The organism is Camelimonas fluminis, from assembly GCF_014656355.1.
GTDB lineage: Bacteria > Pseudomonadota > Alphaproteobacteria > Rhizobiales > Beijerinckiaceae > Camelimonas > Camelimonas fluminis.
Genome location: NZ_BNCG01000001.1, coordinates 481,704 through 497,251, shown reverse-complemented (window position 1 = coordinate 497,251; position 15,548 = coordinate 481,704). Strand labels below are relative to the sequence as shown.

14 protein-coding genes are annotated in these 15,548 nt (G+C 67.2%); 10 read left to right on the top strand and 4 right to left on the bottom strand.

Annotated features, from left to right (window positions below; all coding sequences use genetic code 11):
- Positions 1-38: 38 nt before the first annotated feature.
- Positions 39-1,235, bottom strand: a complete 1,197-nt coding sequence (locus IE243_RS02075; RefSeq protein ID WP_373301548.1) for an ABC transporter substrate-binding protein — start codon at positions 1,233-1,235, stop codon at positions 39-41.
- Between the two features lie 578 nt (positions 1,236-1,813).
- Here IE243_RS02075 and IE243_RS02070 point away from each other — a divergent pair.
- From IE243_RS02070 to IE243_RS02045, 6 genes are all read left to right on the top strand, one after another.
- Positions 1,814-4,648, top strand: a complete 2,835-nt coding sequence (locus IE243_RS02070) for a bifunctional transaldolase/phosoglucose isomerase (RefSeq protein WP_191317655.1) — start codon at positions 1,814-1,816, stop codon at positions 4,646-4,648.
- Positions 4,649-4,817: 169 nt separating this feature from the next.
- Entirely contained in the window at positions 4,818-5,849 is a 1,032-nt protein-coding gene (gnd, locus tag IE243_RS02065; RefSeq protein WP_191317654.1) for a phosphogluconate dehydrogenase (NAD(+)-dependent, decarboxylating), read from the top strand.
- A complete protein-coding gene (gene zwf, locus IE243_RS02060; RefSeq protein ID WP_191317653.1) occupies positions 5,846-7,396 on the top strand; it encodes a glucose-6-phosphate dehydrogenase in 1,551 nt (516 codons plus the stop codon). Before gnd ends, zwf begins: the two co-directional genes overlap by 4 nt.
- 143 nt (positions 7,397-7,539) lie before the next feature.
- Positions 7,540-8,295 carry a 6-phosphogluconolactonase gene (pgl, locus tag IE243_RS02055; protein ID WP_191317652.1) on the top strand — a complete coding sequence of 252 codons (756 nt, stop codon included), beginning with the start codon at positions 7,540-7,542 and terminating at the stop codon, positions 8,293-8,295.
- Positions 8,296-8,303: 8 nt separating this feature from the next.
- Positions 8,304-8,840 (top strand): gluconokinase, encoded by a 537-nt coding sequence (locus IE243_RS02050; protein WP_244642629.1) that lies wholly within the window; start codon positions 8,304-8,306, stop codon positions 8,838-8,840.
- Positions 8,841-8,957: 117 nt separating this feature from the next.
- Positions 8,958-9,800 (top strand): HAD family hydrolase, encoded by an 843-nt coding sequence (locus IE243_RS02045; protein ID WP_191317651.1) that lies wholly within the window; start codon positions 8,958-8,960, stop codon positions 9,798-9,800.
- A 25-nt stretch (positions 9,801-9,825) separates the two neighbouring features.
- Here IE243_RS02045 and IE243_RS02040 read toward each other — a convergent pair whose 3' ends face one another.
- Complete coding sequence (locus IE243_RS02040) at positions 9,826-10,620, bottom strand: SDR family NAD(P)-dependent oxidoreductase (protein WP_191317650.1); 795 nt, start codon at positions 10,618-10,620, stop codon at positions 9,826-9,828.
- A 421-nt stretch (positions 10,621-11,041) separates the two neighbouring features.
- On the opposite strand from IE243_RS02040, the gene IE243_RS02035 reads away from it, so the two are divergent.
- The 4 genes from IE243_RS02035 (at position 11,042) to IE243_RS02020 (ending at position 14,786) form a co-directional block, all read left to right on the top strand.
- A complete protein-coding gene (locus tag IE243_RS02035; protein ID WP_191317918.1) occupies positions 11,042-12,007 on the top strand; it encodes an ABC transporter substrate-binding protein in 966 nt (321 codons plus the stop codon).
- A 135-nt stretch (positions 12,008-12,142) separates the two neighbouring features.
- The gene (locus IE243_RS02030; protein WP_244642626.1) at positions 12,143-12,895 is read left to right on the top strand and encodes an ABC transporter permease; all 753 of its coding nucleotides are present in this window, start codon (positions 12,143-12,145) and stop codon (positions 12,893-12,895) included.
- Entirely contained in the window at positions 12,883-13,635 is a 753-nt protein-coding gene (locus IE243_RS02025) for an ABC transporter ATP-binding protein (RefSeq protein WP_191317649.1), read from the top strand. The genes IE243_RS02030 and IE243_RS02025 overlap by 13 nt, the downstream gene beginning before the upstream one ends.
- 86 nt (positions 13,636-13,721) lie before the next feature.
- A complete protein-coding gene (locus IE243_RS02020; protein ID WP_191317648.1) occupies positions 13,722-14,786 on the top strand; it encodes an ABC transporter substrate-binding protein in 1,065 nt (354 codons plus the stop codon).
- Positions 14,787-14,920: 134 nt separating this feature from the next.
- Here IE243_RS02020 and IE243_RS02015 read toward each other — a convergent pair whose 3' ends face one another.
- Together IE243_RS02015 and IE243_RS02010 are read right to left on the bottom strand one after the other, a co-directional pair.
- Entirely contained in the window at positions 14,921-15,130 is a 210-nt protein-coding gene (locus IE243_RS02015; protein ID WP_191317647.1) for a hypothetical protein, read from the bottom strand.
- A 111-nt stretch (positions 15,131-15,241) separates the two neighbouring features.
- A complete protein-coding gene (locus tag IE243_RS02010; protein WP_191317646.1) occupies positions 15,242-15,439 on the bottom strand; it encodes a hypothetical protein in 198 nt (65 codons plus the stop codon).
- Between the last annotated feature and the right edge of the window lie 109 nt (positions 15,440-15,548).

Sequence of the window (15,548 nt, the reverse complement as noted above, 5' to 3'; positions counted from 1 at the left end):
CCGCCGTCATACCAGCGACCTGCAAGCGCCGGAGCGTCTTATTTCTTCGTCACCAGGGCGCAGCCGCCGTCGGCAAGCGGGCGGAAAGCCTGCTCGCCCGGAATGGTGGCCAGAACCTTGTACAGGTCCCACTCGCCCTTCGATTCCTCAGGCTTCTTCACCTCGAACAGGTACATGTCGTGGATCGCCCGGCCATCGGGACGGATGTAGCCCTTGCCGACCAGCGGATCGTCGATCGGCGTCTCCTTCATCTTGGCCATCACGGCCGTCGGGTCCTTGCTCTTCAGCGCGTCGACCGCCTTCAGATAATGCAGCACTGAGCCATAGACGCCGGCATGGACGCTGGTCGGCATCTTGCCGCCGAATTTCGCCGCGAAGCGCTTCGAGAAGTCGCGGGTCTTGTCGTTGAGATCCCAGTAGAACGCCTCAGTTAGCACCAGGCCCTGCGCGGTCTTGGTCCCCAGCGAGTGGATGTCCGACGAGAAGATGAGCATGCCGGCGAGCGCCTGGCCGCCCTTGGTCAGGCCAAACTCACCCGCCTGCTTGATGGCGTTGATGGTGTCGCCGCCGGCGTTGGCCAGCGCCACCACCTTGGCCTTCGAGGCCTGCGCCTGCAGAAGCTGCGATGAGAAGTCGGCGTTGTTGAGCGGATGCTTGACCGCCCCGAGCACCTTGCCGCCGGAGTTCTTGATGACGTTCGAGGCGTCGCGCTCCAGCGCATGACCGAAGGCGTAGTCAGCGGTGATGAAGAACCAGGTGTCGCCGCCCCGCTTGATCATCGCCTTCGCGGTGCCGTTTGAAAGCGCGGCGGTGTCATAGGTCCAGTGGACCGTATTGGGCGAGCAGTTCTTGCCCGTCAGGTCCGACGAGCCGGTGCCCGAATTCAGATAAACCTTGTTTTTCTCACGCACGACCTCGTTGACCGCGAGACCGACGGACGACGTCGGGACGTCGGCGATGACGTCGACGCCATCCTGATCAATCCACTGGCGGGCGATGGTCGAACCCATGTCCGGCTTGTTCTGGTGGTCGCCGGTGAGCACCTCGACCTTGAGGCCCTTGTCCGCCGCCTTGAAATCCTCGACAGCCATGCGGGCCGCCACGGCGGAGCCTTCGCCGGTCACGTCCGAATACAGGCCGGCGCGGTCGTTGAGCACGCCGATCTTGATCGGGATCGTCCCCTGCGCGCTGGCGTCGCCGGCCCCCACGGCGGACAGGGACACCGCGCCCAGCAGCGCCGCCGTCAGCGCGACGCGGCGCGAAACGTGGAAACGTTTCGGCGACTGGCCTGAATAATTTCGCTCATTGTTCACGACAGCACTCCCTCGTGGCGTGGCGCCACCGGCAATATCCAGAAACAAGGGCGGCCCGAAGACCGTCACTGTCTGGAGCCAGCTTTCATCATCCGTTGCCCAGATTTCCTGGAGGCCTTAAAAACAGTCGCGCGGTAAATACATGCGAACCAACCGCCAGCGGCCCTCTTTTTCTCCAAACTGTCGCAGAGCCAGAGGGCGGTCAATTTAAACCATCGTTGTAAGCCTTCCCGCCGGTTCGTTTGCGAACATCGCCCCTTGACGGAGCCGGCGGCGGCCCCACGCCGTTTGCCGGAAGACCGGAGCGCGCCTAATAATATGATCGCGCCGGCGCCCTCGACATGTGCGCCCGGCCCTCCCATTGTCATGTTTTGGCGCCAGGAATCGGATGGAATGGGCCTCGTATGGTTTGAACGATGTCCCGACGGCGCGTTCCCCGGACCTGCTCCCTGGCGGGAGCGTCTCACGCGCCCGGCAAAGACCGGAAAGAAAGCGATCGCATGAACCCACTCAAAACGCTGTCAGATTTCGGGCAGGCTGCATGGCTGGACTTTCTCGCCCGCAGCTTCATCGAGAAGGGCGACCTGAAGCGGCTCGTTGACCAGGACGACCTGCGCGGCGTGACCTCCAACCCCGCCATTTTCGAGAAGGCCATCGCTGACACCGATGAGTACGACGCTGCGGTCGGCAGCTTCCTTGCCGGCGACGACGCCTCGGTTTCCACACTTTATGACCACCTGTCGATGCAGGACATCCGCCGGGCGGCTGACGTGCTGCGGCCGGTGTATGACTCGACCAATGGCGCGGACGGTTACGTCAGCCTGGAGGTCTCGCCCTATCTCGCCAACGACACGGACGGCACCATCGCTGAAGCCCGGCGCTTCTGGGCCGAGGTGGACCGTCCCAACCTGATGGTGAAGGTGCCGGCGACCGATGCGGGCGTGCCGGCGATCCGCACGCTGATCAGCGAAGGCATCAATATCAACGTCACCCTGCTGTTCTCGCAGACCGCCTACGAACAGGTGGCCATCGCCTATATCGACGGCCTGCGCGAACGGCTGCGCGGCGGCGGCGACATCAGCCGCATCGCCAGCGTCGCCAGTTTCTTCATCAGCCGCATCGACGTGGCGGTGGACAAGCTGCTTGAGGCGAAGATGGCCGCCGCCCCGGCGGATGCAGAGCGCATCGGCGCCCTGCGCGGCAAGGTGGCCATCGCCAACGGCAAGCAGGCGTACCAACGCTACAAGCGTCTGTTCGGCGCCGGGTTCGACGACCTGCGCGCGGCCGGCGCCCGGCCGCAGCGGCTGCTCTGGGCTTCCACCGGCACGAAGAACAAGGCCTACAGCGACGTTCTCTACATCGACGAACTGATCGGCCCGGACACGGTGAACACCATGCCGCCGGCCACGATGGACGCCTTCCGCGACCACGGTCGCGTTGGCTACACCCTGGAGGCCGACGTCGGCGAGGCGGACGCGGTGATGCAGGCCATCGCCGACCTCGGCGTTGATATGGAAGCGGTGGCCCATGAACTGGTGGTCGACGGCGTGCGCCTGTTCGCCGACGCCGCCGACAAGCTGCTGGGCTCGGTGGCGCGCAAGCGTCTCGCCGCCCTCGGCGACAGGGTCAACGCCCAGAGCCTCCTCCTGCCACAGAACCTGGCCGACGCCGTCGCTGGCCTGGCGGAGGACTGGCGCGCCTCCGGCGCCATCCGCCGCCTGTGGGCTGGCGACGCCAGTCTGTGGACCAATTCAGGCGAGGACAAATGGCTTGGCTGGCTGCGCGTCGTCGAAGCCGAAGCCGGCCGCGTTGACGAGCTCATCAAGTTCCAGCGCGATGTCGCTGAACTGGAGTTCGCCGACGCCCTGCTGATCGGCATGGGCGGCTCCAGCCTTGGACCGGAAGTGCTGGCCCAGACCTTTGGCGCCCCTGGCCGCGCCGCCCGCCTGCATGTCATCGATTCCACCGACCCGGAACAGATCGCCGCGATTGAATCGCGCATCAATCTGAAGCGGACCCTGTTCATCGTCGCCAGCAAGTCGGGCGGCACCCTCGAACCGAACATTCTCAAGGATTATTTCTATGAGAAAGTCGCCGCCGCCCTTGGGCGCGGCGAAGTCGGCAGCCGTTTCGTCGCCATCACCGATCCCGGATCCTCCATGGAGGAAGCGGCGAAGGCCGCCTCTTTCTGGCGCACGTTCCATGGCGAGCCGACCATTGGCGGCCGCTATGCGGTGCTGTCGCGCTTCGGCCTTGCCCCCGCAGCCGTCACCGGCATGAACCTGCGCATGTTCCTGCAGAACGCCCAGACCATGGCCTGGACCTGCGGCCCGGACGCGCCGCCGGCCGACAACCCGGGCGTGCAGCTTGGCCTGATGCTGGGCGCCGCTGGTCGCGCCGGCCGCGACAAGGTTACGCTGATCGCCTCCCCGGCCATCCGCACCTTCGGCGCCTGGGCGGAGCAGCTGATCGCCGAATCCACCGGCAAGCAGGGCAAGGGCCTGATTCCGGTCGACAACGAGCCGGCCGCGGACCTGTCGGCCTATGGCGCCGACCGCATCTTCATCTACCTGCGGCTGCGCAAGGCTTCGAACCTGGCGCAGGATGAGTTCGTGGCGGCGCTGGAGCGCGCTGGCCATCCGGTGGCGCGCATCGACATCGCCTCGCCGGATCGCATCATCCAGGAGTTCTTCCGCTTCGAGATCGCCACGGCGGTCGCCGGTTCGGTCATTGGCATCAACCCGTTCGACCAGCCGGACGTGGAGGCCAGCAAGGTCAGGACGCGCGAACTGAGCGCCGCCATCGAGCAGACCGGCGCCCTGCCCGCCCAGCAGCCGACGGCGCAGGTGGGGCCGTTCACGCTCTACGCTGACGCAGCCGGCGCTGGCGCCATCGCCGAAGCCGCCCGCTCTGGCGGCCTTGCGGGTGCGCTCAACGCCCACTTCAACCGGACCGTCCCAGGCGACTATGTGGCGCTGCTGGCTTATCTGAACCGCAACGAGGCGAACGCCGACATCCTGCAGGGCGCCCGCAAGGCGCTGCTGGAGACCCGCCGCGTCGCCACCTGCCTCGGCTTCGGGCCACGCTTCCTGCACTCGACCGGCCAGGCCTACAAGGGCGGCCCCAACACGGGGGTGTTCCTGCAGATCACCGCAGACCACCTCGCCGATGACCTGCCGGTGCCAGGCCGCAAGCTCAGTTTCGGCCAGGTCGAAGCGGCGCAGGCCGCTGGCGATCTGGCGGTGCTGGAGGAGCGCGGCCGGCGCTTCCTTCGCGTCCACATCAGCGGCGACATCGCCGGGGGCCTGCGGCAAATCGCTGAAGCGGTCCGCTAAAAAAAATGGCGGGCGCCCTTGCGCCCGCCTCCCCGAATGGGGATGCCGCCGGGCCCGCGGCTGAAGCAGTTTCCGATGCCCCAGAAGCCAGAATTTGAATTGACGCGTTTTCTTCACGCGAACGGACATCCACTTCGCTGGAGAACGCTTCGGAGAAAGGCGACGTCTTATGCAGCTTGGAATGATCGGACTCGGCCGCATGGGCGGCAATATCGTCCGGCGGCTCATGCAACGCGGCCATCAGGCCGTCGTCCATGACCGCGCCGAAGCGGCGGTGGCGGCCCTGGCTGGCGAAGGCGCCGTCGGCGCCAGCTCCCTCGCCGATCTGGTGCAGAAGTTGCAGGCGCCGCGCGCCGTCTGGGTAATGCTGCCGGCGGGCGCCGCCACCGAAGACACGGTGATGCAGCTTGGCGACCTGCTGTCGCCCGGCGACATCATCATCGATGGCGGCAACAGCTTCTGGCGCGACGACATCCGCCGCGCCGGCCTGTTGCGCGAAAAAGGCGTCCATTACGTGGACGTGGGCACCAGCGGCGGCGTCTGGGGCCTGGAGCGCGGCTATTGCATGATGATCGGCGGCGACCGGGAGGCGGTTGACCATCTCGACCCGATCTTCGCCGCCCTCGCGCCGGGCCTTGGCGACATTCCGCGCACGCCGGGCCGCGATGGCCGTGATCCGCGCGTCGAGCAGGGTTATCTGCACGCCGGCCCGAACGGCGCCGGGCATTTCGTCAAGATGATCCACAACGGCATCGAATACGGCATGATGCAGGCCTACGCCGAAGGCTTTGACATCCTGAAATCCGCCGACGCGCCGGTGCGGCCGGACAATGAGCGCTTCAGCTTTGATCTCGCCGACATCGCCGAGGTCTGGCGCCGGGGCAGCGTCGTCAGCTCCTGGCTGCTTGATCTGACCGCCGACGCCCTCGCGGGCGACGGCAAGCTCGACGGCTTCTCGGGCTATGTGGACGATTCCGGCGAAGGCCGCTGGACCATCCAGGCGGCGATCGAGCAGGCGACCCCGGCCGAGGTGCTGACCGCGGCGCTCTACACCCGCTTCCGCTCCCGCCAGGAGCACACCTTCGCGGAGAAAATGCTCTCGGCCATGCGCAAGGGCTTCGGCGGCCATGTCGAGGCGCCCGGCAAACCGAGCGCCTCCGACAACGCGGCCGTGTCGCGCAACGGGGGGGACAGCGCATGAACGCCGATCCCGCCGAGCAGGCGCATCCCGATCCCTGCTGCTTCGTCATTTTCGGCGCGTCCGGCGACCTGACCCGTCGCCTGCTGTTGCCGGCGCTCTACAATCTGGCCGCGACGGATCTGATGCCGGAGCGTTTCGCCCTTGTCGGCGTGGCGCGCGGCGAGGATACCGACGACAATTTCCGCGCCACGCTGGAAGAGGCGCTGAAGCAGTTCTCCACGCGGCCGCTGACCCGCAAGACGGTGGCGCGAATCCTGAAAAACGTCAGCTACGTCCAGGCTGACCCGGAGCAGGAGGGCAGCTTCGACCGCCTCAGGACCCACGTCGAAAAGGTCGAGGCGGACATCGGCACCGGCGGCAACCGTATTTTCTATCTGGCGACGCCGCCCTCCGGCTTCGCGCCGATCGTCACGGCGCTGGGCCGGTCCGGCCTGGTGAAGCAGACCCGCGACGCCTGGCGGCGGGTAATTGTCGAGAAACCGTTCGGCACGGACCTCGCCTCAGCCCGCAAGCTGAACGAATCGCTTCTGGACACGCTCCAGGAGGACCAGATTTTCCGCATGGACCATTATCTCGGCAAGGAGACGGTCCAGAACATCATGATCCTGCGCTTCGCGAACGGCCTGTTCGAGCCGCTGTGGAACCGCAATCACATCGATCATGTGCAGATCACCGTGGCTGAAACCGTCGACGTTGGCCGCCGCGGCAAGTTCTACGACGCCACCGGGGCGCTGCGGGACATGGTGCCCAATCACATGTTCCAGCTGCTGTCGCTGGTGGCGATGGAGGCGCCGGCCCGCTTCGACGCGCCCGCCGTGCGCGCCGCCAAGTCCGAGGTCCTGCAGGCGATCGGCCAGTACACGCCCGCCGAGGCGATGAAGAATTCGGTGCGCGCCGCCTATGAGGGCGGCGTGGTGCGCGGCCAGAAGGTGACCGCCTATCACGAAACGCCGGATGTCCCGCCTGACAGCGCCACCGAGACCTATGTGGCCATGAAACTGATGGTCGACACCTGGCGCTGGGCCGGCGTGCCGTTCTACCTGCGCACCGGCAAGGCGCTTGGCGTGCGCAAATCCGAGGTGGCGATCAAGTTCAAGGAAGCGCCGTTCAGCATGTTTCGCAACACGCCGGTCGATCGCCTCGCCCAGAATTTCCTCGTGCTCGGCATCCAGCCGGACGAGACCATCAAGCTGCATTTCAACGCCAAGGTCCCCGGGCCGGAGCTGGAGATCGGCGGCGTCGACATGACATTCCGTTACGACGATTTCTTCGACGCCGCCCCCACCACCGGCTACGAAACGCTGATCTATGACTGCATGACCGGCGACGGCATGTTGTTCCAGCGCGCCGATGCGGTGGAGGCGGGCTGGGCGGCGGTCGAACCGTTCCAGAAGGCGTGGGCGAAGGCCGACGCCAGGGACGGGAGCAAGGACGGGGGCAAGGACGGGAGCAAAAATCTTGCGACCTACCCGGCCGGCACCGACGGGCCGGAGGAAGCCGACCGGCTCATCGCCCGGGATGGCCGGGCCTGGCGCCCGCTGTTGTGAATTTTCGCGCGACGCGCATCAGGCTTCGCCATTTCGTCAAACTGTCAAAATGGCGAAGACAGCGCGGTTTATGAAGTTACTGCGACCGCTCAAACCCGGCCGCAACCTGCTTCAACTCCCGATGGAGCCGACCGGAGATCCGCATGCCTGTCGTGAAAACCACTGTCGTCGCCAGCGCCGACGCCCTCAGCCACACCGCCGCGCGCTGGCTGGAAAATGCGCTGACCCTGGCGGAGGCCAGGCGCGGACCGGATCACCAGTTGCGCGTCTGCCTGTCTGGCGGCTCCACGCCGAAGCGTCTCTATGAGCTGCTGGCGACGCCGCACTGGGCGGAGCGCTTGCCGTGGGATCGCATCGCCTGGTATTTCGGCGACGACCGCTTCGTGCCGCACGACCACGCGGACAGCAACGCCCACATGGTCGACGCAGCGCTGTTCGCGCATGCGCCGGACACTGACGTCAACGTCATTCCCTATGGTCCGGACATCGAAGTCTGCGCCCGGGCGTACGATTCCCTGCTGCGCGCGGCCCATGCCGCCGACGCGGGCGCGCCCCTGTTCGACGCGGTGATCTGCGGCGTTGGCCTCGACGGGCATACGGCGTCGCTGTTTCCGGGCCAGCCGGCTCTGGTGGTGGGCGACAGGCTGGCTGTCGCCGTGCCGGAGGCTGGCCAGGAACCCTTTGTCCCGCGCATCAGCCTGACCTTCCGGGCGCTCAACGACAGCCGCGCCACGGCGTTTCTCGCCGCCGGCGCCGACAAGCGCGATATCCTGACCCGTATTTTCGCGGGCGAGGATCTGCCGGCCCGCCGCATCACGGCGCATGACAGCCTGACCTGGCTGCTGGATGAAGCGGCCGCGCCCGCCTCCCTGCCGCGCCCTGGCCCCGCCGCCGGCTGATCCGCGGGATGATGTCAGCAGCCTCCTCCGCCCACCCCGTGACGGCCATCGTCGTCATGGGCGTTTCCGGCGCCGGCAAGACAACAGTCGGCAGGACGCTGGCGCAACAGCTGGCGATGAATTTCATCGACGCCGACGATTTGCACCCGCCGGCCAATGTCGCCCGCATGCGCGCCGGACTGCCGCTCACCGACGCCGACCGCGCGCCCTGGCTGGCGCGGGTGCGCGCCGTCATTGACGACGCCCGGCGCGACCGTCTTCAGGTGGTGATAGCCTGCTCCGCGCTGAAGCGTTGTTATCGACAGGCGATCAGCGGCGACGCTCCCGACGTGCGCATCGTCTGGCTGACCGGCGCGCCCGAACTGATCCGCAGCCGCATGCTGGCCCGCGCCGGACATTTCATGACGGCCGCCATGCTCGACAGCCAGCTGGCGACGCTGGAGGCGCCAACGCCGGATGAAGGCGTCCCGGAGGTGGATGTCGACGCCACGCCGGCGGCCATCGCCGGTCGCATCGTCGACGCCCTGTTCCCGACGGAACGCTGACCCGAGACGCGTCCGGTCCATATGGATTGGCAACCGCTCGAGGTTTTCTTGTGGTGAGCGAACTCTGATCGACCAAACGCTTCCGTCTGACCGGAAAGCGCTCCAGGGAGGCATGACATGACGAATGACAGCCAGCGCCGCGCCCCGCCCGGCCAGCTGAAATGGGTGGTGTCGGATGTGGACGGCACCATCGTCAATCGGGACAAGGAGGTGACGGAGGCCAGCCGCCGCGCGGCGCAGCGTCTGCGCGCCGCCGGCGTCGGCCTCACCATCGCCAGCAGCCGCCCGCCGTGGGGCATGAGGCATGTGGCCGAAGCGTTGCAAATTGATGGTCCGATCGCCGGCTTCAATGGCGCCGTGGTGGTCGACGCGAACGGCAAGGCGCTGCGCGAGACCCGCATTCCGGCTGATGCGGCGCGCGCCGCGCTCGATCTGCTGGCGGCGGAAAAGATCAGCGCCTGGCTGTTCACCGACAGCCAGTGGCTGGTTCTGGATCCAGACGGCCCGCATGTGGCGCATGAGCAGCGGACCATCAAATCCGATCCGGCGGTGGTGGCGGACTTCGCCCCCTGGGCGGCCCAGGGCTGCAAGATCGTCGGGGCCAGCGACGATTACGATCACCTCGCCGACGTCGCCCGCCGCATGGGCGCGTTGCTCGGAACCAGCGCCAACAGCGGCCTGTCGCAGAAATACTACCTGGACGTGACGCCGCCCGGCGTCGACAAGGGCTCAGCCGTCGCCTTCGTCAGCGAGGCCTTCGCCATCCCCGCCGCATCCATCGCCGTCATCGGCGACATGGACAATGACGTGGCCATGTTCCGCAAGGCCGGCTTCGCCATCGCCATGGGCAACGGCTCGCCGGCGGCGCTGGCCGCCGCCGACATGATCACCCGCAGCAATAACGACGACGGCTTCGCCGCCGCCATGGACGCCCTGCTGGGTGGCGGGACGGAGGCGTAACGCCCCGGTTGGCCCGCCCGCATCCTCAGCCTACGCGCATCCTGCCCGCGTAAGGCAGCGAGCTGGACAGGCCGCCGTCAACCGGGAAGGCCTGGCCGTTGACGTAGGATGCGTCGTCGCTGGCCAGGAACAGCGCCATCGCCGCGATTTCATGCGGCTGGCCAGGGCGGCGCAACGGGTTGAGCTGGCCGATCTTGTCCTCGGTGCCGCGTTCCTTCGCCCCATCGAAGATCGGTTTGGTCATGCCGGTCTCGATCAGGCCGGGGCAGATGGCGTTAACGCGCACGCCGGTGCCATACAGCGACGCCGCTGACGTCTGCACCAGCGAAATCACCCCCGCCTTCGAAGCACTGTAAGGATTGCCGCCAGCGTTGGCGCGCAGGCCGGCCACCGAAGCCGTGCAGATGATCGAGCCCGCGCCCGCTTTCACCATATGCGGCGCGCCATGCTTGATGGCGAGGAACGGGCCAATCAGGTTGACCCGCAGCACCTCCTGCCAGTGCTCCACCGTCTGCTCGAACAGCGGCACCAGCCCGCCGCTGATGCCGGCGTTGGCGAACAGCACGTCGAGCCCGCCGAGATGGCCGACCGCCTTGCTGATGAAATCGATGACCTCGTGTTCCGATCCGCCGTCGGCGGACAGGGTCAGCATTTCGAAACCGTCCTTGCGGGCCAGCTCCGCCGTTTCGCTCACCCCGGCGGCGTTGCGGTCCACCGCGACCACCCGCGCGCCCTCGCTGGCGAACAGGCGGGCGCTTGCCCGGCCGATGCCGCTGCCGGCGCCGGTGACAATGGCGCGTTTGCCCTCAAGACGTCCCATGAATGTTCTCCCTGTCGTTGTCCGCTTTTGCCGGCCGGCGCGGATTGCGCCGTCGATGAAACACGCCGGCGTGGAAATTGTTATTACATTTTACCAGCGACGCACGCCCGACTTTCAGACAGCCGGTGAACAGACGGCGACAAGAACGCCCGCATTCCGGAGCCGTCGCGCCACGGCTGATGGCCGCGCCGCCAGCAGCCTCCATGGCGCGCCGTCTATTCACATTCATTGGTGTGATTTATATATTTACCCTTACATGGACGCTAAAATGTGTTAGCCCGGTGCATCCCATGGAGGAACGGTCGCCATGCTTCAGGCTTCGCAGCATTTCACTTCAATCGGTCGCCGGCTGACCGGCTTTTTCCGGGCCGGCGCCGCGGCCGGGCGCGGCGTGGCCATCGCTGCGGCGCTGACGCCGGTCATGCTCGCCTCCGCCCAGGCTGAAACGCCGGTGCGCATTGGCTATATCCCGATCATCGGCGCCGCGCCGGTCGTCGTCGCCGACAAGGAAGGCTGGCTGAAGGCCGACGGCATCAAGCCGGCTTTCACGGTGTTCGAGTCTGGCCCGAACATGATCCAGGCCCTCGCCTCCGGCACCATCGACGTCTATGTCGCCGGCATCGCGCCGTTGGCCGTCGCCCGGTCCAAGGGCATCGACGTCAAGGTTGTCGCCGCCACCGCCATTGAGGAAATGACCGTGATGGCCGGGCCGAAGCTGGCCCCATATTTCGAGGGCGGCAAGCCTGCGGCGGAAGCCTTCAAGGCGTTCCACGCCAGGGAGGGCAAGCCGGCCCGCCTCGCCACCCAGCCGCCTGGCTCGGTGCCGGACACCACCCTGCGCCACTGGCTTGACCGCGTGAACAAGGTCGACAAGGCCGATTACCAGATCGTGCCCATGGGCATCGACGCCACCCAGCAGGCGCTGCTTGCCGGCGCTGTCGACGGCGCCACGGTGCGCGAACCCGCCGACTCGATCATCGCCGCCCGCAATCCGGCCATCAAGATCGTGGCGCTCGGCGGCGACATGTTCCCCACCCAGCCCGGCACGGTCATCGCCGTTTCCGGTGCCTTCCTGAAGGCGCATCCGGAGGCGGTGCAGTCGCTGGTTAACGCCAGCGTGCGGGCGATCAAGTTCATCAAGGACGAGCCGGCCAAGGCGTCGCCGCATATTGGCCAGGTGCTCGGCAAGGGCCTGATTCCCGACGCCGTCGTGCAAAAGGCGCTGGCCTCGCCGGCCACCCGCCTGGAAGCTGATCCGAAGATCATTATCGAGCCGACGGCCAAGATGCAGGCCTACCAGGTGGAGCTGGGCACGGTGCCGGAAGCCGCGCCGCTCGACGGCCTGTTCGACCCCTCCTTCTATGAGAAGGCAAAAGCTGGCAAATAACATCGGGACGCGCGGCTGCCGGCATTGAGGCAGCCGCGCCCCCGAAAGACCCGGGCCGCCATCTGCCCGGGCCTGTCCCGCCAGGTGGGCCGGGCGCGGACGCAAGTCCCGCCATGCGGGCCCGGAGTAACATCGTTGAAGAATTCCAGGCCATACATCCTCGGCCTCGCCGGGCTGGTCGCCTTTCTGGGGCTGTGGGAGCTTGCGCCGCGCCTTGGCTTCGTCAATCCCATGCTGCTGCCGGCGCCCAGCGCCATCCCGGCGGCGCTGCGCGGCGAAATCGCCTCCGGCATGTGGCAGGACGCCATGGCCAGCTCCATCGGCCACTATCTGCTGGGCCTCGTCATCGGCTCCGCCTGCGGCGTCGCCCTCGGCGTGCTCACCGGCATGTTCCGCGTCGCCGAGGAATCGGTGGCATGGGTGGTGCGGCTGCTGCGGCCAATTCCCGGCCTCGCCTGGGTGCCATTCGCCATCATCTGGTTCGGCGTCAACGCCCCGGCGGCGATCTTCATCATCGCCATGGGCGTATTCTGGATCGTCTATTTCGCCACCTTCGGCGCCGTGCGATCGGTGGATCGCGACCTGCTGGAAGTCGCCGACGCCTTCGGTTTCCGCTCCGCCTGGTCGCGCCTCGTCAAGATCATCCTGCCCGCCGCCATTCCCGGTATCTTCGTCGGTCTGCGCACGGCGCTTGGCCAGGCGTGGATGGCCGTGGTCGCGGCGGAAATCTTCGGCGTCTTCGGCCTCGGCCAACGCATGATGCAGGCCTCCAGCCTGCTCGCCACCGATATCGTCGTGGTCTACATGCTGACCATGGCCGTGCTCTACGGCCTGATCGACACCGGCTTCATGCGTCTCCAGAACTGGCTGCTGCGATGGAAACCATAATCGACATCCGTGGCCTCGGCCTGACCTTCGAGCAGGACGGCCGCAAGACGGAAGTGCTGCGCGGCCTCGACCTGCAGGTGCGCCGGGGCGAGTTCGTCGCCATCGTCGGCCCCTCCGGCGTCGGCAAATCGACGCTGCTGCGCGTCATGATCGGCCTGGCCAAGGCCAGCAGCGGCACGGTGAAGCTCCACACCCGGCCCGGCCCCGTGCCGGCGGCGCTGGTGTTCCAGGATGCGCGACTGCTGCCATGGCGCAAGGTGGTCAGCAACGTGGCCTTCGGCCTGGAGCATCCGGGCGTCCCGCGCGCCGACCGGCGCAAGCGCGCCCATGAAGCGCTGGAGTTTGTCGGCCTGGACAATCTGGCCGAACGCTGGCCGCACCAGCTTTCCGGCGGCCAGCGCCAGCGCGTCGCCCTCGCCCGGGCGCTGGCGGCCGGCTCGGACATCCTGCTGATGGACGAGCCGTTCTCGGCCCTCGACGCCATCACCCGCGAGAATTTGCAGAACGAGCTGCTGCGCGTCTGGCAGGCGACCGAACGCACCATCCTGTTCGTCACCCACGACATGGACGAGGCGGTTTATCTGGCCGACCGGGTCATCGCCATCGTCGGCGCGCCCGGCGAAGTGCGCTCGTCGATCGAGGTGACGGCGCCGCGCCCGCGTCGCCGCAGCGACCCGGAATTGCAGGCGATCATCCGCCGGCTGCGCGCCGACCTGGCGGCGGATTCCGCGGCCTTGTGACGTGACTGCGTTGTGAACTGGCCGCGCCGGCGACGGCGCCGGGAGCGGCGGATCGCCGTTTATCCCAGACGGGAAGGAGAGACAGCATGTCCGAAGGCACAAGAATTTCCGGCCCCCGCTTTTCCCGCCGTCAGGCGCTCGGCGCCCTGGCCGGCGCTGGCGTCCTGCCTTTCGCCGTCTCCGCCGGCGCCGCCGCGCCGGCGCCGGTGCGGGTCGGCTATGTGCCGGTGATCGGCGCCTCGGCCTTTTATGTGCTGGACAAGGCCGGCTGGGCCAAAGACGCCGGCCTCGCCATCACCACCACCAAATTTGATTCCGGCCCGGCCGCCATTTCGGCCCTGGCCTCCGGCACGCTCGACGTGCTGGCGATCGGCGTCGCGCCGGTGGCCGTCGCCTTCGCGCGCGGCATCGACGTGCGGGTGATCGCCGCTGGCGGCGTCGGCGGCTCGCTGTTCCTTGCCGGCGGCCCGCTGGCAAAGGCTTTCGCTGACGCCCAGGGCAATCCGGCCCAGGCTTTCGCCGCTTTCCGCAAGGCCGGCGGCAAGCCGGCCCGCATCGGTGCGCTGCCGCCTGGCGCCGTGCCGACCACCGCCTTCCGTTACTGGCTGAAGCAGAACCGGGTGGACCCGGCCGATCTCGAGATCGTCACCATGGGCATCGAGGCGACGCAGCAGGCGCTGCTGGCCAACGCCATTGACGGCGGCCAGGTGCTGGAGCCAGCGGCGACGATCGTGCAGCAGCGGATTCCAGCGGCCCGGGTCATCGCCACGGCGCCGCAGATGCTCCCCAACGCGCCAGGCGTCGTCTACGCCGCCACCGGCGCCTTCATGCGCGCCCGGCCGGAAGCGGTCGATACGTTCCTGAAGCTGGCGATCCGCGCCACGGACCTGGTTCGCGACCGCCCCGCGGAAGCCGCGCCTTACGTGCAGCAGGCCCTTGGCTCAGGCCTGGTGAGCACGGCGGTGCTGGAGAAGGCCCTTGCCTCCCCGGCCGTATCCTTCGTCATCGACCCCCACGGCATCGTGCCGACCACGCGCGAGATGCTCGATTTCCAGGTGGAGCTCGGCGACTTCAAGAGCGCGCCGAAAACCGACGGCCTGTTTGATTTCGGTCCGTGGGAGCGCGTGCAGGGCGACGCCAGGAAAAAGTAAGGGCGGCGCGACGGGCGGTCGCGGCGACGAGGCGGCGCGCGCCGCTGGCGCGGATGTGGAGCGGCGCTGCAACGTTGCGGCGTCGCCCCGCCGGGCAATATCCGGTTCAACATGAACGGATTTCGCGTCAGGCGTCAGCGCATCGCCTCCGGAGCTGGAGCCGGAGCCGGCGCGGCCCCCAGCGAGCACAGCGTCTGCTCCCAGAAGTTCTTGATCTTGTAGCAACGCGCAATGCATTGGGCGTCGCTGCCGCCGCTAATCACGCAGGCCTGGGCGCTGGCCCAGGGAGCCGCGGCAAAACCCAGCGCAAGCACGAGCATCGTCGCGCGCATCAGCTTCTTCATGTGTCTCTCCGCAAATATCGCCAGGGCGCTGTAGCGCCGGCGCAGGGGCGGCGCGCCCGCGTCTGTTCTGGCCGCGCCTTTTGGGGTCTCAAGGGAAAACAGATCCCGGCTTCAACGCGCGGGTTCGTCCTCAGCAGGCGGCGTGGCGCCGATAATGCAGGCCGTATGCCGCCAGCCAGGCTCGATCGTGCTGCACGCCGCATCGCAATCGCTGGACATGCCGGAAAGAGCGCAGGCGCGCGCAGGAGCCGTGGCGGCCGCAGCGCAAAGAGCCGCAAGGATCGCCGCAAGAGCAGTCGCAATCTTCATCACAACCTCATGTAATCATGAATTTCATTTATAAGAAATTTTGAATTTTTCTTACGTTACTACAGTTGCGCCCGAAACGAATTCTTGAATATCGCCCGATTTGGACTGC

Coding starts and splice junctions, on each gene's coding strand:
- IE243_RS02070 (WP_191317655.1), top strand. CDS start 1,814: ATGAACCCACTCAAAACGCTGTCAGATTTCGGGCAGGCTGCATGGCTG.
- gnd (WP_191317654.1), top strand. CDS start 4,818: ATGCAGCTTGGAATGATCGGACTCGGCCGCATGGGCGGCAATATCGTC.
- zwf (WP_191317653.1), top strand. CDS start 5,846: ATGAACGCCGATCCCGCCGAGCAGGCGCATCCCGATCCCTGCTGCTTC.
- pgl (WP_191317652.1), top strand. CDS start 7,540: ATGCCTGTCGTGAAAACCACTGTCGTCGCCAGCGCCGACGCCCTCAGC.
- IE243_RS02050 (WP_244642629.1), top strand. CDS start 8,304: ATGATGTCAGCAGCCTCCTCCGCCCACCCCGTGACGGCCATCGTCGTC.
- IE243_RS02045 (WP_191317651.1), top strand. CDS start 8,958: ATGACGAATGACAGCCAGCGCCGCGCCCCGCCCGGCCAGCTGAAATGG.
- IE243_RS02040 (WP_191317650.1), bottom strand. CDS start 10,620: ATGGGACGTCTTGAGGGCAAACGCGCCATTGTCACCGGCGCCGGCAGC.
- IE243_RS02035 (WP_191317918.1), top strand. CDS start 11,042: ATGCTCGCCTCCGCCCAGGCTGAAACGCCGGTGCGCATTGGCTATATC.
- IE243_RS02025 (WP_191317649.1), top strand. CDS start 12,883: ATGGAAACCATAATCGACATCCGTGGCCTCGGCCTGACCTTCGAGCAG.
- IE243_RS02020 (WP_191317648.1), top strand. CDS start 13,722: ATGTCCGAAGGCACAAGAATTTCCGGCCCCCGCTTTTCCCGCCGTCAG.
- IE243_RS02015 (WP_191317647.1), bottom strand. CDS start 15,130: ATGAAGAAGCTGATGCGCGCGACGATGCTCGTGCTTGCGCTGGGTTTT.
- IE243_RS02010 (WP_191317646.1), bottom strand. CDS start 15,439: ATGAAGATTGCGACTGCTCTTGCGGCGATCCTTGCGGCTCTTTGCGCT.